Origin of the sequence: Variovorax sp. efr-133-TYG-130, from assembly GCF_030208835.1 — a bacterium.
In the GTDB taxonomy this organism is placed as follows: Bacteria; Pseudomonadota; Gammaproteobacteria; order Burkholderiales; family Burkholderiaceae_C; genus Variovorax.
Genome location: NZ_JARVTD010000022.1, coordinates 14,648 through 29,439, shown reverse-complemented (window position 1 = coordinate 29,439; position 14,792 = coordinate 14,648). Strand labels below are relative to the sequence as shown.

The window sequence follows — 14,792 nt, the reverse complement described above, 5'->3', positions numbered from 1 at the left end:
TCAGGCGACGGCCGCTTCGGCCGACGCGGGTTGGGAAACGGCTTGCGGCGCGGCGAAGGTGGCGCAGAACTGGTCCACCGTGGAGACCCATCCGAAGAAGGTCTCGACGTTGTAGACCGATGCCTTCTGGATGGCCGGGCCGCCGAGTTCGTGCGTGGCGTCTTCCAGCATCACGGCGAAGTACTCGAGGTGGAAGGCGTCTCGCAGCGTCGACTCCACGCACACGTTGGTCGCGATGCCGGTGAAGGCCAGGTGCCGGATGCCGCGCGCGCGCAGCGTGCTGTCGAGCGTGCTGTTGAAGAAGCCGCTGTAGCGCGTCTTGGGCACGACGATGTCGCCGGCCTGCGGCTTCATCTGGTCGATGAGTTCGTAGTCCCAGCCGCCCTTGGCGAGGAACTTGCCCTGCAGCTCGGGTTTGGCGCGCATGGTCTTGAGCGCGTTCGACTTGTGCCAGTTGGGCGAGCCGGGCCCGCCGGCTTCCACGTAGTCGGCGTCCCAGCCGTTCTGCAGGAACACGACCAGCATGCCGGCCGCGCGCGCCGCGGCAATGGCGCGCACGATGTTGGCGATGGTGCCCTGCGCGCCGGAGATGTCGAAGCCGGCCGAGTCGACATACCCGCCAATGGATGCATAGGCGTTCTGCATGTCGACGACGATCAGCGCCGAATCGCTGGCGTGCATCGCAAGGGGCTCGGGGCGTGCCGGCAGCACCAGCGGTGCGGGTGCGCCGGGCAGGCGCGGCGCGCCGACGGGCGTGGTCGAGGTGAGGGTGGTGTTGCGTGCGGGTGCGCTCACGTGGGTGCTCCTGTTCAGGCCGCGAGGCGCTGGGGCTCGACCTGCGACGGCACGGGGCTCTGCACGTGCGCGCGGCTCTTCATGAGCGGTTGGATACGCTCGCCGAAGGCTTCCACGCCCTGCAGGAAGTCGTCGAAGGTCAGCAGCACGCCTTCGGTGCCGGGCACCTCGGCCACTTCGTCGAGCATGCGCGCGACGCTTGCGTAGGAGCCCACCAGCGTGCCCATGTTGATGTTCACGGCCGAGGTCGGGTCGGCCATCTGACGCACGTTGGTGTCGGCGCCCGACTTGGTGTCGGCCGCGCCCTGCTGGCCCAGCCATGCAATGGCTTCGTGGTCGGCGCCGGCCTTGTAGTGCTCCCACTTGGCGCGCGCGGCCTCGTCGGTCTCGTCGGCGATCACCATCATCAGCACGTAGGTGGTGACGTGGCGGCCGGTCTTGGCGGTGGCCTCGATGAGCTTCTGGGCCGCGGGCGCGAAGGCCTTGGGTGTGTTCACGCCCTTGCCGAAGCAGAAGTTGTAGTCGGCGTACCTGGCGGAGAACTCCATGCCCGCGTCGCTCTGGCCGGCGCAGATCACCTTCATGTCGGCCTGCGGTTGCGGGCTCATGCGGCAGTCGTCCATCTTGAAATGCTCGCCCTTGAAGTCCGACCGGCCGGTGCCCCACAGGTCGCGCAGCACCTGGATGTATTCGCTGAGGTACTGGTAGCGCGTGCCGAAGAACTGGTCGCCGGGCCACATGCCCATCTGCGAGTACTCGGGGCGCTGCCAGCCGGTGACGAGGTTCAGGCCGAAGCGGCCGTTGGAGATGGAGTCGATGGTCGACGACATGCGCGCGACGATGGCCGGCGGCATGACCAGCGATGCGGCCGTGGCAAACAGCTTGATCTTGCTGGTGACGGCCGCGAGGCCGGCCATGAGCGTGAACGACTCCAGGTTGTGGTCCCAGAACTCCGTCTTGCCGCCGAAGCCGCGCAGCTTGATCATGGACAGCGCGAAGTCCACGCCGTAGCGCTCGGCCTTCAGCGTGATCTGCTTGTTGAGCTCGAAGCTGGGCTTGTACTGGGGCGCGTTTTCGGAAAGCAGCCAGCCGTTGTTGCCGATGGGAATGAAGATGCCGACGTTCATGGAAGGACTCCTGTTGCGTGATTGCGCAGCTCCTAGCATGCGGCGTGCCAGTTTGAAAAGTTGTTTTAAATCAATGGCTTAGTGGTATTTTCAGGTTTGTGTTTGACCATTTGGTCCAAAACGGAGCAGGCGATTCGCCAGGATTGCGGCACCGCGGTGCGGACCGTGCCAAAGCGGTGCAGTGCCCCCGTCACCGACTGCGCGGCAGAATCACGCCATGCCCAAGACTCCACTCCGCGCCGCCGCGGCCATCGGCGGCACTGCCGACGACGTCGAAGCGGCCTTCTACGAAGCGCTGCAACGCGGCGACATCGATGCACTGATGGCCTGCTGGGCCGACGAGGACGAGGTGTTCTGCGTGCACCCCGGCGGTCCGCGGCTCGTGGGCGCGGTCGCGATCCGCGCGGCCTTCGAGCAGATGTTCGGCAACGGCGCCATCCACGCCACGCCCGCGCGCGTGCGCAAGATCGAATCGCTCGCCAGCGCGGTGCACAACGTGCTGGAGCGCATCGAGGTGCTCACGGCCGAGGGCCCGCGCCACGCTTTCGTGCTGGCCACCAACGTCTATCACAAGACCGCGCAGGGCTGGCGCCTGGTGGCGCACCATGCGAGCCCCGGCAGCGCGCGCGAACCCGACGACGCCAACGATCCGCCCCAGACCCTGCATTGATCGATGCCGTCCTTCGTTCCTTCCGCTCCCTCGTCATCCGCTTCGGGCCCTTCCCCCCTCGACGGCCATGGGCTACATGGCGCCGCGCTGGCTGCCCGGCGGCAACCTGCAGACGATCTGGCCCGCGCTCTATGCACGCCGCTTCGACGGGCCGGCGCCGGTCTACCGGCGCGAGCGCTGGCAGACGCCCGACGGCGACTTCATCGACGTCGACTTCTTCGATGCGCCCCGGCAGCCGGCGCCGCTGCTGGTGCTGTTCCACGGCCTGGAGGGTTCATCGCGCAGCCATTACGCCGAAGCCTTCGCCGCATTCGCCGCGTCGCAGGGCATGGCCTTCGCGGTGCCGCATTTCCGCGGCTGCAGCGGCGAGCTGAACCTGGCGCCGCGCGCCTATCACTCGGGCGACTTCGAGGAGATCGGCTGGATCCTCTCGCGCATGCGCGAGCAGCATGCGCGCAAGGGCGGCGGCCCGGTGCTGGCCGCGGGCGTGTCGCTCGGCGGCAATGCGCTGATGCGATGGGCCTCGGAGGCCGGTGAAACGGCTGCCGGCGTGGTGAACGCGGTGGCCTCGGTGTGTGCGCCGCTCGACCTGGCGGCGGGCGGCGAAGCCATCGGCAGGGGCTTCAACAAGCTGGTCTACACGCGCATGTTCCTTGCGACCATGAAGCCCAAGGCCATGGCCAAGCTGGCGCAGTTCCCTGGCCTTTTCGACCGCGACCGCCTGCTGGCCGCGCGCGACCTCTATGCCTTCGACGACATCTTCACCGCGCCCCTGCACGGCTTCCGCGATGCCGACGACTACTGGGCCCGGGGCTCGGCCAAGCCGCACCTGGCATCCATCCGCGTGCCCGCGCTGGTGGTGAACGCGCGCAACGACCCTTTCATTCCCGCCAGCAGCCTGCCGCTGCCCGGCGAGGTGGGTGCGCACGTCACGCTGTGGCAGCCCGCGCATGGCGGCCACGTGGGCTTTCCCATGGGGCTGCCGCCGGGGCACGTGCGCGGCATGCCGGAGCGCGTAGGCGGCTGGCTGGCCCGCCACGCCTGACGGCGAGCACAATAGCTTCATGGATGACATCGTCAAACAGGCACTCGCCAAATGGCCCAACGTGCCGCACTGCTACGGCTGGCTCGGTCTGGACGCGCGCGGCAACTGGTACATGCGCGACGACCGCACGCAGGCCGAAGGCCCCTTTCCAGCAGCGAAGGGATCGATGCTCAGGCACGACAAGCTGATCGAGTTCATTCACCGCAACTACGAGCACGACGGCGAAGGACAGTGGTTTTTCCAGAACGGGCCGCAGCGCGTGTACGTGGAGCTGGAGGCGGCGCCCCTGGTGTGGCGCGTGGCCGAGCAGGGCGACGGCTTCACCGTCACGGCGCACACCGGCCAGCCCGCCGAGGTGACCGGCTGCCTGCTCGACGAAGAGGGCAGGCTCTATCTGTCGTCGCCGGCCGGGCTCGGGCTGGTGCACACGCAGGACGTCGGCATTGCGGCGGAGGCCATCGAACGCGGGCTCTGGACGCCGGAGGAAGAGCGTGCCGCACGACTGCCCGGCCGCTTCGGGCACGTGCTGAGCCCGGCGCAACACCACGCCGAAGCCGCTGCTGCAGCAGAGGCCACCCGCCCATGAAAAAAGCCGGCGCTGGGCCGGCTTCGTTCCTGAGACTAGGGTAAACGCCTAGTTGGCGGCGGGAGCGCTCGCCGCGGGAGTAGGGGCTGCTGCCGCCGCAGGGGCCGCGGGTGCGGCCGCAGCGCCGGCTGCAGCAGCTGCGGGAGCCGCTCCAGCAGCGCCTTCGGCAGCGGGTGCATCGGCGGAGGCGGCCGGAGCCGGGCGATCCGGCACCGGGAACTTGGCGCCGCCGGCGTTGGCCATGTAGACCACGGCACGGCCCACTTCGAGGTCTTCGAAGTCGCCGCCGCCCTGGGCAGGCATGGCGCCCTTGCCCTTCAGGGCGTGTTCGAGCAGCGTGGCGTAGCCCTGTCCGATGCGCGGGCCCCAGGCTGCGGCGTCCTGGAAGTGCGGCGCGCCGGGGATGCCGGGCGAGCCGTGGCAGGTGGCGCACTGGGCCTTGAAGACGGTCTCGCCGGTGGCCAGCGGACGGTTGGCGTCGCGGATCTCGATGGCGCCGACCTTCTTGAGGCGCTCGGCCACTTCGCGGTCGCGCGCTTCCTTGGTCACGCCGTAGAGGGACATGTTGTCGCCCTGCGCGGTGCCCGAGGGCTTGTCGCCCGAGACCACATAGGAAACAAGACCCACGATGATCAGGATCGGGGCGATGAAGGAGAAAAATACCGCGAGAAGCAGTTGCTTCGGGTTCTTGATCGGCCCGGTGTGGGCTTCTTCTGTGGCCTGGTAATGCGGGTCTGCGCTCATTGGCGTCCTCAATATCGGGGGCTCGTCGGGGGGCTTTTCCTAACCAACCGGCGATTATAGAGAGACCCCTTGCCCAAGCGGGCAAGGGACCTACCCTTAGCGGACGCCAAAGTTTCTCAACGCATCAGCCGTTGTTGCCGTCGCGCGTGGCCCAGCCGCCACCCAGCGTCTTGTACAGCGTGACCTGGTTCTGCAGCTGCAGCAGCTGCGTGGTCACGGCCGACTGCTGTGCCGAGAACAGCGAGCGCTGCGCGTCAAGGAGGTCGAGCGCGCTGGCGATGCCGTTGCGGTAGCGCAGGTCGGACAGCTTGAAGCGCACCGCCTCCGCATCGGCCTGCGCACGCAGCGCGCGCACCTGTTCGCCCAGCGTGGCGCGGCCCGCGAGCGCATCGGCCACTTCGCGGAACGCCGTCTGGATCGACTTCTCGTACTGCGCCACCGCGATCTCGCGCCCGGCCTTGGCCGACTCGAGCGTCGCGCGGTTGCTGCCCGCGTTGAAGATCGGCAGCGTCACCGTCGGCGCGAAGGACCAGGCCTTGGAGCCGCGGTCGAACAGGCCCGAGAACTCGGTGCTCGCGGTGCCGATGGAGCTGGTCAGGGACACGCGCGGGAAGAAGTTCGCACGCGCCGCGCCGATGTTGGCGTTGGCCGCTATCAGCTGCTGCTCCGCCGCGCGGATGTCCGGGCGCTCGGCCAGCAGGTCGGAGGGCAGGCCGGCAGGCACGTCGGGCATCGGCTTGATGCCGGCCAGGCCCTTGGCGCCGCCCGCCGTGGCTTCGGCGGGCACCGGCGCGCCCAGCAGCAGGGCGAGGGCGTTCTCGTCCTCCGCGCGGGTGCGCAGTTGCTGCGCATAGGCGGCGCGCGCGCTTTCGAGCTGGCCGTTCGACGCCTGGAAGTCGAGTTCGGACGACACGCCGTTGTCGAAGCGCAGCTTCGTGAGGCGCACCGACTCTTCGCGCGTGACCAGCGTCTGGCGCGTGATCTCGAGCAGCTCGTCGTCGGCCAGCAGCGTGAGCCAGCCGTTCGCGACCGACGCGATCAGGCTGATCTGCACCGCCTTGCGCGTTTCATCGGTGGCCAGGTACTGCGCCAGGGCCTGGTCCTTCAGCGCGCGGATGCGGCCGAAGAAGTCGAGCTCCCAGGCCGTGAAGCCGAAGTTGACGCTGTACTGCGAGGCCACGCTGCCCGCGCCGGGCTCGATGCCCTGGTACGGGTTGGGGCCCGAGCGCGAGCCCGAACCCGTCAGGCCCAGCGCCGGGAACAGCGCCGAGCGCTGGATCTGGAACTGCGCGCGCGCCTGCTCGATGTTGAGCACCGACACCCGCAGGTCGCGGTTGTTCGACAGCGCCGTCTGGATCAGGCCCGCCAGGCGCGGGTCGGTGAAGAAGTCCTGCCAGGCCAGGTTGGCCGCGGCCTGTCCGGGCGGCTGCGCCGGGTCGCCCGGGAAGGTGGTCGGCACCGGCGCCGCGGGGCGCTCGTAGGTCGGGATCAGCGAGCAGCCGGCCAGCAGCATTGCCGCTGCCAGGGCTGTTGGAATGAATTTCGTCATTGTCATAGCGACTCCATGGCCGCTCGCGCTGCATGCACGGCGCGGCCTGTTCGGGAAGCACCGCGGAACCGGCTCTGCCGGGCCGCTGGTGTTGCCCCCTGCAAGGGGGTGGGCGTAGCGACACGCAGTGCGCGCAGCCTGGGGGGGTGCCCGAGTTCAGTCATGTTTCGGTTCCTCCGTGATGCCGGCTGCTTCCGCATGCCGCTTGTCGGCCTCGCGCTGGCGCGCGCTGCCCTTGAACAGGCTGCGCACCACCACGAAGAACACCGGCACGAAGATCACGGCCAGCGCCGTGCCCGTCACCATGCCGCCCAGCACGCCGGTGCCGATGGCACGCTGGCTGGCCGAGCCGGCGCCCGAGGCGAGCACCAGCGGCAGCACGCCCAGGCCGAAGGCCAGCGAGGTCATCACGATCGGGCGGAACCGCAGGTGCGCGGCGGCCAGTGCCGATTCGATGACGCCCTTGCCCTGCGCCTGCAGGTCCTTGGCGAACTCGATGATCAGAATCGCGTTCTTCGCGGAGAGGCCGATGATGGTGATCAGCCCCACCTGGAAGTACACGTCGTTCGAATAGGCGCGCAGCATGGTTGCCAGCAGCACGCCCAGCACGCCGAGCGGCACCACCAGGATCACCGACAGCGGGATCGACCAGCTCTCGTACAGCGCGGCCAGGCACAGGAACACCGCCAGGATCGCGAAGCCGTACAGCACGATGGCCTGCGAACCCGCGAGCTTTTCTTCGCGCGACTGGCCGGTCCATTCGAAGCCGAAGCCCTGCGGCAGCTGCGAGGCGAGCTTTTCCATCTCGGCCATCGCGGCGCCGGTGCTGTAGCCGGCCGCCGCGTCGCCGCTGATGCGGATCGCGGGGTAGCCGTTGTAGCGCACCGTCTGCGTGGCGCCCGTGACCCACTTGGTGGTCGCGAAGGCCGACAGCGGCACCGGCAGGCCCTGCGTGTTGCTGGCGTTCAGCTTGAGCAGGTCGTCGGGCTGCATGCGCGCCGGCGCATCGGCCTGCACCACCACGCGCTGCAGGCGGCCGCGGTTCGGGAAGTCGTTGATGTAGCTCGAACCCAGCGCGGTCGACAGCGTGGCATTGATCGCGTCGAAGGTCACGCCCAGCGCGTTCGCCTTGTCGCGGTCGATGTCGATCTGCAGTTGCGGCGCGTCTTCCAGGCCGTCAGGACGCACCTGCGACAGGATCTTGCTCTGCGAGGCCATGCCCAGCAGCTGGTTGCGTGCGTTGATCAGCGCCTCGTGGCCTGCGCCCGAGCGGTCCTGCAGGCGGAAGCTGAAGCCGCTGGCGTTGCCCAGTTCGGGAATGGGCGGCGGGCTCAGCGGGTAGATGAAGGCGTCGCGGATGCCCGACAGCGCACCGAAGGCACGGCCGGCCAGCGCGCTGGCCGAGTGGGCCGGGTCCTTGCGTTCGTCCCAGTCCTTCAGCGTCACGAAGGCGAGGCCCGCGTTCTGGCCCTGGCCCGAGAAGCTGAAGCCCATCACGCCGACCATGCTCTGCACTTCGGGCTGCTTCAGGATGAAGCCCTCGACCTGCTGCATGACCGACAGCGCGCGTTCCTGCGTGGCGCCCGGGGGCAGCTGCACGTTCACGATGATGTTGCCCTGGTCTTCCTGCGGCAGGAACGAGCTGGGCAGGCGGGTGTAGGTGAACACCACCGCGGCGATGATCGCGGCGTAGATCACGAGGTAGCGCGCGGCGCGGCGCAGCACGCGGGCGACGAGGCTCTCGTAGCCCTTGGCCGTGCGCGTGAAACCGCGGTTGAACCAGCCGAAGAAGCCGGTCTTCTCGTGGTGGTGTCCTGCTTCGACCGGCTTGAGCAGCGTGGCGCACAGCGCCGGCGTGAGCGACAGCGCCATGAACGCCGAGAAGGCGATCGACGCCACCATCACCGCCGAGAACTGGCGGTAGATGTTGCCGGTGGAGCCCGCGAAGAAAGCGAGCGGCACGAACACCGACACCAGCACCACGGTCACGCCGATGATGGCGCCGGAGATCTGGCGCATGGCCTTGCGCGTGGCTTCGAGCGGCGACAGCCCCTCCTCGCTCATGATGCGCTCGACGTTCTCCACCACCACGATGGCGTCGTCCACCACGATACCGATCACCAGCACCATGCCGAACATGGTCAGCACGTTGATGGAGAAGCCCAGCGCCAGCAGCGAGGCGAAGGTGCCCAGCAGCGCGATGGGCACCACGATGGTCGGGATGATCGTGTAGCGCCAGTTCTGCAGGAACAGGAACATCACCACGAACACCAGCGCCACGGCTTCCAGCAGCGTCTTGACCACCTCGGTGATCGAGATCTGCACGAAGCGCGAGCTGTCGTACGGAATGGCCCACTTCACGCCCTGCGGGAAGTAGCGCTCGAGTTCGGCCATCTTGGCGCGGATCGCCTTGGCCGACTGCAGCGCGTTGCCGTTGGGCGTGGGCTGCACGCCCACGCCGACCGCCGGCACGCCGTTCAGGCGCGCCGAGGTGGCGTACGACTGGCCGCCGAGCTCGACGCGGGCCACGTCCTTCAGCCTCACGGTCGAGCCGTCGGTGTTGGCGCGCAGCACGATTTCCTTGAACTGGTCGACGTTGGCGAGCTGGCCGTTCACCACCACCGTGGCCGCGATGGCCTGGCCGGGGATGTTGGGCAGGTCGCCGATGGTGCCGGAGGACACCTGCGCGTTCTGTGCGCGGATCGCGTTGTTGACGTCGGTGGCCGACAGGTTGAAGCCCTGCAGCTTGGCCGGGTCGATCCAGATGCGCATCGCGTTCTCGGAGCCGAACAGCTGGGCCTGGCCCACGCCGACCACGCGCTGCAACTCGGGCACCACGTTGCGCGCGGCATAGTCGCCGAGCGCCACCGGGTCGATGTTCGGGTTGTCGGAGGACAGCATCACGAACATCAGGAAGTTGTTGCGCGACTTGTCCACGCGCACGCCCTGCTGCGTCACGGCGGAGGGCAGGCGCGGCGTTGCCCGCGACAGCCGGTTCTGCACGTCCACCTGCGCGAGGTCGTCGTTGGTGCCGGCCTCGAAGCTGATCGTGATGGAGCCGGTGCCGTCGGCCTGGGCCACCGATTCCATGTAGATCATGCCCGGCGAGCCGTTCATTTCACGCTCGATGACGGACAGCACGCTGTCCTCGAGCGTCTGGGCCGAGGCGCCAGGGTAGGCGACGTTGATCACGATGGCGGGAGGCGCCACCGGCGGGTACTGCGAGATCGGCAGCTGGGTGATTGCCACGCCGCCCACCACGAGGATGAACAGTGCGATCACCCACGCGAAGATCGGGCGGTCGATAAAAAATTTGGCCATTTGCGGGCGCGCTCCTGATTACTTCTTCTCGGCCGTGGCCGCCGGTTCGGCGGCGGCAGGCGCCGCCGCAGCCGGCTTGGCCGCTGCGGCGGGGTTCGGCTTGGTCCACGGCACCGCCTTCACGGGCGTGCCCGGCGGCATCATCTGCAGCTTCTGGAAGCCGTCGACCATCACCTGTTCGCCGGCCTTCAGGCCGTCGAGCACCACCCACTGGTTGTCCTTGGCGGCGCTGATCTTCACGTTGCGCTTGGACAGCTTGCCGTCCTTGTCGACCACCGTGACGGTGTCGCCCTGCTGCGTGCGCGTGACCGCCTGCTGCGGCAGCGCGATCGCGTTGGTGGCCTTGGCCTGCTCCAGCCTCACGCGAACGTACAGACCGGGCAGCAGCTCGCCCTTGGGGTTGGGCACTTCGGCGCGCAGCGTGATCTGGCCGGTGGTCGAGTCGACCGTGAGGTCGGAGAACAGCAGCTTGCCTTCCTGTGCGTACTCGCTGCCGTCTTCCAGCACCACGCGCACGCTGGCGGCTTCCTCGCCGCCCGCGCGCTTGTACTGGCCGTCGGCCAGCGCGCGGCGCAGCTTCAGCACGTCGGTGGCCGACTGCGTGAAGTTGACGTACACGGGGTTGATCTGCTGCACCACGGCCAGCTCGGTGGCGTCACCCTGGCCCACCAGCGCGCCTTCGGTCACGAGGGCGCGGCCGATGCGACCGGCGATGGGCGAGGTCACGTCGGCATAGCCGAGGTTGATCTTGGCGGTCTGCACGGCGGCGCGGCCGGAAGCCACGTCGGCCTCGGCGGTTTTCTGCGAGGCCATGGCCGTCGCGTATTCCTGCTTGCTCACGGCGTTGGCCTCGACCAGCGGCTTGTAGCGGTCGGCCAGGGCCTTGGCCTGCACGGCGTTGGCCTCGGCGCGGGCCAGCGTGGCCTGTGCGTTCTGCAGGGAGGCCACCAGCGGCGCTGGGTCGATGCGGAACAGCAGCTGGCCGGCCTTCACGTCGCTGCCTTCGCGGAATTCGCGCTTCAGCAGGATGCCCGAGGCACGGGCACGGACCTGCGCGACGCGCGAGGCCTCGAGGCGGCCGGGCAGTTCGGTGACGAGGCCGACGTCGCCCGGAGCCGCAACCACCACGCCGACCTCGGGCGCCGGGTGGCCGCCGCCGCCGGGTGCGCCTGCGCCGGCGGGCGCATCGCTCTTGCCACAGCCCGCGAGGACCAGCAGGACAACGGCGGCCACGGTCGCGAGACGCGGCGAAAAGGACGATTGGCGCGAAACATGCAGGAGAGGCATGCGATTCCTTTGAAGCGAAGACGGGAGATGGCGCGTTCTCGGGCGAACCGGAAACCTGTACGGGCAGGCGGGCCATCGGGGAAGCCCGGTAGTTTACATACATTCATGGATGTATAGTGACGGTCGTGCAATGGCCCCACGACCGGGAAAGGGCGTTGCTTTACAAATCAGGAGACTTGGTGGCACGTCGTACGAAGGAAGAAGCAATGGCCACGCGGCATCGGTTGCTCGATGCCGCGGAGCTGCTGTTTCAGGCGCAGGGCGTCTCGCAGACCACGCTGCAGCAGATCGCGCAGCAGGCCGGCGCCACGCGCGGCGCCATCTATTGGCATTTCAAGGACAAGGCCGACTTGTTCAACGCCATGATGGAGCGCGTCATCCTTCCGCTCGAAGCAGGGCCCAGGGCCTCCAGCGCCAGCGGCGTCGACGATCCGCTGGCCGAGATCGAGGAGGGCATGGTCCACGCGCTGACCCTCATGGCCACCGACCCGCAGGTGCGCCGCGTGTTCGACGTGGCGACCCACAAGGTCGAATACACGCACGACATGGCTTCCGTGCAGCAGCGCCACCTCGACGCCCGCAACGCCTGCGTCGCCGATTTCGAAAAGGCCCTGCGGCTGGCCGCCCGCCGTGCCCGCATCAAGCTGCCGGTGCCCGGCGCCATGGCCGCGCAGGGGCTGCATGCGCTCATCAGCGGGCTCATCCAGAACTGGCTGCTCGACCCGGAGGCCTTCGATCTCGTGCCCACGGGAAGGCGCACCTTCAGGGTCTATCTGGCGGGGTTGGGCTTCGGTGCGCTGCTGTCCGCGGCGGCGGTTGCGGACGAAGCCGAAACAGAGGCCGCCTGATAGGCCATAATGTCTGGCTCCGGTGCTTGCCGGAGCCCTCTCTCGCTGTATTTCAACGGATAGAATTCGGCCCTCCGAAGGCTGAGATCCAGGTTCGATTCCTGGCGGCGGGACCAGCTACAAAGCCGGACACATCCGAAGGTGTCCGGCTTTTTTATTTTCTCCTCTGAAGAGGGCCATTCTTCAGTCCGATAAGGTCCGAAGAAGTATGCCTCAATCCGACGTATGTTGGGGGTATCTGGAGGGGTATCGAAATGGCGGTTTGGGGGTATGCGAAAACCGGCTCAGGTACCCCTTGGTTAGAGTGGCGCAGGCAGCCGTATTTTTCACGTGCGATTGTCCCGAGGTGAGCAGTCGATCTGCATCCAGAGGGCAGTACGCATGGGTATTCAGGCGCGCTGGCCGTCTTTCAGATGGTGTAGTGCATGACGACCTGCATGGGCCATGGGTCCGCTCCCGATTTCTCTTGCACCGCATCTCGGGATGTCCTAGTGCCACCGCGTTGCACACGCCGGCGACGGCGGCTTCAGACTGGTTGCGGTCAGTCGGCACGGCCCGCTGAATGTCGGCTGTGCGCAGCAATCGAGCCATCGTCATTGGGCCGGGACTTCCTCCGGAATCCGCCGTGGCTGTCAAGCGCTGCACATTCTCTCGTTGCACGGTTGTAGGCAACTTCGCCAGCGCGTAGCGCTGGCAAAGGTCCGGAGTGCGCGATCAGCGTCAGCCTCTTGCCGTCGTGGATCAATTGCTTGTGGCCGCAGATGTTCCAGGACGCGAAAGCGATGGCACCTTGCGATGGATCGGCATCGGGTAGAGCTGCACCACGCCGGCATGGCCGGGCAGCCAGGTCGGATGCGCGTCCCGTGGTCGAACTGATGCCCGGCATGGAGGCGCTGATAGCTACGGGGACATCTCCTGCCTGATGCGCTTGCCTGTCGTCAAAAACGCGGGGACGCGGAGCTAGAGATCTTCGGCGGAGCCGCCATCGCTATCCCTCATCTCCGCCAGCAGCCAATCCCTGAACGCCTTCACCTTCCGCTGACGGATCGCCTCCGGTGGATACACCAAGTAGAAGCTGGAATAGGCCTTCAGCGCCTGCTTGAACGGCCTCACCAGACGGCCTGCGGCGAGGTCGTCGGCAACGAGCATGGTGCGGCCCAGGGCAACGCCTTCGCCCTGCACGGCGGCCTGCACCGCAAAGGTATAGGAGTCGAACGTCAGGCCAGCGCGAGGGTTGACGCCTTCGATGCCGGCGGCTGAGAGCCAGTCGGCCCAGGCGATCGGGTAGCCGTCGCGGATGAGCGTGTGGTGGCGCAGATCGGCGGGGTTGCGCAGCGCCCGCGAGCCTTTGAGCAAACCGGGGCTACAGACGGGGAAGACCTCTTCGTCGGCGAGCCACTCGGTCGTCAGGCCCGGGTAGTTGCCTTGGCCATACCGGATGGCAACGTCGATGCCGTCGCCATGAAAATTCGCCAGGCGGCCCGTGGTGGACACGCGCACGTCGACGTCGACGTTGGCCCGGTGGAACCTGTACAGCCGCGGCACCAGCCAGCGGCCCGCGAAGCCGTCCGAGGTGCTGACATTGAGGGTGCTGCCGGACTGGCGCGCCGTGGCGGCCGCTGTGGCGGCAGCGAGTTGACTCAGCATGTCGCGCACGGCCTTGGCGTAGGGCTCGCCCGTCTCGGTGAGGCGCACGGAGCGCGTGACCCGTTCGAAGAGTTGCACGCCGATTTGCTCTTCCAGGTGCTTCACCGCGCGGCTGATGGCGCCCGGCGTGAGGTGCAGTTCCTCGGCCGCCTTGGTGAAGCTCCGCAGCCGAGCCGCGGCCTCAAAACATGGCAAGGTGGTGAGCGGTGGCAGCTTGCCGGGCGAAGCGGTTACGTCGGGCATGGGTGAATATTTCTCACAAGTCGTTGCCAAAATATGGTTTGTCACTGGGGGCGGCACTGCCCAGAATGTCCTTCATTCATGAGTACAGATCAAGGACAGAACATGAGCAACACCGGCAGTCATCCCGTCACCGTGGTCATCACCTGTGCCATCCGACCCGACAAGCTGGAGGTCGCCCGGCAGGAGCTGAAGGCCGTCATTCGGCAGGTCATGGCGCTCGAGCCCGCCTGCAAGGGCATCCGCGTGCTCGAGGCGGCGGATGCCCCACACCGCTGGCTGATCGTCGAGCAGTGGGAGAGCGAGGAGGTATTCAGCGGTCCGCACATGCAGCAGCCGCACATGCGGGCCTTCATGAAAACGGCCGAGACCTTCCTTGATGGCAAGGCCGATTTCGCGTTCTGGCACGAGAAGTTTGCCGCCTGAGGAGACCACCATGCAACCAACCATCCTGCAATGCCGCTGTGGCCAGGTGCAACTGCACTTGAGCGAGGCGCCGATCGCGCAGTTCTATTGCCACTGCGGCGATTGCCGCGCCGTGACAGGTGGCGGGTATTCACCGCTGGCGCTTTTCCCGGCCGCCAGCGTCAAGCTCGCCGGCGGCGACACCACGACCTGGACGTATCGGACCATGCCGCGGACCCGTTGCGCCCACTGCGGCACGCCGCTGTTCGGCGAATCCCCGGGCATGAATATGCGCGGTGTGAGCGGCTTCCTGCTGCCGCCCGACCTCTTCAAGCCGACCTTCCACATCCGCTGCCAGCATGCGGTAATGCCGGTGAAGGATGATCTACCGCACTTCAAGGACGTGCCGGCTGCTTTTGGGGGTGACGACGAGGCGGTGGGTTGGTAGAGATCTGGGAGTACGCCTACGCTCACTGACTGGCTGGTCGTGAGCAGAATGGCGGAGTCAGAGCCCGAAAGGATCGTTTT

General features: G+C 67.5%; 13 protein-coding genes, 1 tRNA gene and 1 pseudogene. 7 read left to right on the top strand and 8 right to left on the bottom strand.

The window, feature by feature from the left end; all coding sequences use genetic code 11:
• Both rutB and rutA read right to left on the bottom strand, forming a co-directional pair.
• Positions 1 to 795 carry a pyrimidine utilization protein B gene (gene rutB, locus QRN67_RS19090; RefSeq protein ID WP_285413129.1) on the bottom strand — a complete coding sequence of 265 codons (795 nt, stop codon included), beginning with the start codon at positions 793 to 795 and terminating at the stop codon, positions 1 to 3.
• A gap of 14 nt (positions 796 to 809) precedes the next feature.
• Positions 810 to 1,922 (bottom strand): pyrimidine utilization protein A, encoded by a 1,113-nt coding sequence (gene rutA / locus QRN67_RS19085; protein ID WP_285413128.1) that lies wholly within the window; start codon positions 1,920 to 1,922, stop codon positions 810 to 812.
• 217 nt (positions 1,923 to 2,139) lie between these two features.
• Here rutA and QRN67_RS19080 point away from each other — a divergent pair, with 217 nt between their 5' ends.
• The 3 genes from QRN67_RS19080 (at position 2,140) to QRN67_RS19070 (ending at position 4,223) form a co-directional block, all read left to right on the top strand.
• Positions 2,140 to 2,592 (top strand): YybH family protein, encoded by a 453-nt coding sequence (locus QRN67_RS19080; protein ID WP_081266065.1) that lies wholly within the window; start codon positions 2,140 to 2,142, stop codon positions 2,590 to 2,592.
• Positions 2,593 to 2,659: 67 nt separating this feature from the next.
• Complete coding sequence (locus QRN67_RS19075) at positions 2,660 to 3,637, top strand: YheT family hydrolase (RefSeq protein ID WP_285413127.1); 978 nt, start codon at positions 2,660 to 2,662, stop codon at positions 3,635 to 3,637.
• A gap of 19 nt (positions 3,638 to 3,656) precedes the next feature.
• Positions 3,657 to 4,223, top strand: coding sequence for a DUF2946 family protein (locus tag QRN67_RS19070; RefSeq protein WP_285413125.1), 567 nt, complete (start codon positions 3,657 to 3,659; stop codon positions 4,221 to 4,223).
• Between the two features lie 48 nt (positions 4,224 to 4,271).
• Here the strand turns inward: QRN67_RS19070 and QRN67_RS19065 are convergent, their stop codons facing one another.
• The 4 genes from QRN67_RS19065 to QRN67_RS19050 form a co-directional block, all read right to left on the bottom strand.
• Positions 4,272 to 4,967, bottom strand: a complete 696-nt coding sequence (locus QRN67_RS19065; RefSeq protein WP_285413124.1) for a c-type cytochrome — start codon at positions 4,965 to 4,967, stop codon at positions 4,272 to 4,274.
• Between the two features lie 124 nt (positions 4,968 to 5,091).
• Positions 5,092 to 6,516 carry an efflux transporter outer membrane subunit gene (locus QRN67_RS19060; RefSeq protein WP_081266061.1) on the bottom strand — a complete coding sequence of 475 codons (1,425 nt, stop codon included), beginning with the start codon at positions 6,514 to 6,516 and terminating at the stop codon, positions 5,092 to 5,094.
• Between the two features lie 156 nt (positions 6,517 to 6,672).
• Positions 6,673 to 9,837 carry an efflux RND transporter permease subunit gene (locus QRN67_RS19055; protein ID WP_081266060.1) on the bottom strand — a complete coding sequence of 1,055 codons (3,165 nt, stop codon included), beginning with the start codon at positions 9,835 to 9,837 and terminating at the stop codon, positions 6,673 to 6,675.
• Between the two features lie 18 nt (positions 9,838 to 9,855).
• A complete protein-coding gene (locus QRN67_RS19050; protein WP_285413123.1) occupies positions 9,856 to 11,124 on the bottom strand; it encodes an efflux RND transporter periplasmic adaptor subunit in 1,269 nt (422 codons plus the stop codon).
• Between the two features lie 176 nt (positions 11,125 to 11,300).
• Here QRN67_RS19050 and QRN67_RS19045 point away from each other — a divergent pair, with 176 nt between their 5' ends.
• Together QRN67_RS19045 and QRN67_RS19040 are read left to right on the top strand one after the other, a co-directional pair.
• On the top strand, positions 11,301 to 11,972 hold the full coding sequence (locus QRN67_RS19045; RefSeq protein ID WP_285413122.1) for a TetR family transcriptional regulator: 672 nt from the start codon (positions 11,301 to 11,303) through the stop codon (positions 11,970 to 11,972).
• Positions 11,973 to 12,013: 41 nt separating this feature from the next.
• Positions 12,014 to 12,088: transfer RNA gene (locus tag QRN67_RS19040), tRNA-Arg, on the top strand.
• Positions 12,089 to 12,647: 559 nt separating this feature from the next.
• Here QRN67_RS19040 and QRN67_RS33325 read toward each other — a convergent pair.
• Positions 12,648 to 12,836 (bottom strand): annotated as a pseudogene (locus QRN67_RS33325) (DUF7011 domain-containing protein); the annotation flags it as partial.
• Between the two features lie 96 nt (positions 12,837 to 12,932).
• Entirely contained in the window at positions 12,933 to 13,862 is a 930-nt protein-coding gene (gcvA, locus tag QRN67_RS19035) for a transcriptional regulator GcvA (RefSeq protein WP_285413120.1), read from the bottom strand.
• A gap of 102 nt (positions 13,863 to 13,964) precedes the next feature.
• On the opposite strand from gcvA, the gene QRN67_RS19030 reads away from it, so the two are divergent.
• The gene (locus QRN67_RS19030; protein WP_285413119.1) at positions 13,965 to 14,285 is read left to right on the top strand and encodes a putative quinol monooxygenase; all 321 of its coding nucleotides are present in this window, start codon (positions 13,965 to 13,967) and stop codon (positions 14,283 to 14,285) included.
• A 10-nt stretch (positions 14,286 to 14,295) separates the two neighbouring features.
• Positions 14,296 to 14,712: a GFA family protein gene (locus QRN67_RS19025; protein WP_285413118.1), complete on the top strand. Its 417-nt coding sequence runs from the start codon at positions 14,296 to 14,298 to the stop codon at positions 14,710 to 14,712.
• Positions 14,713 to 14,792: the final 80 nt, after the last annotated feature.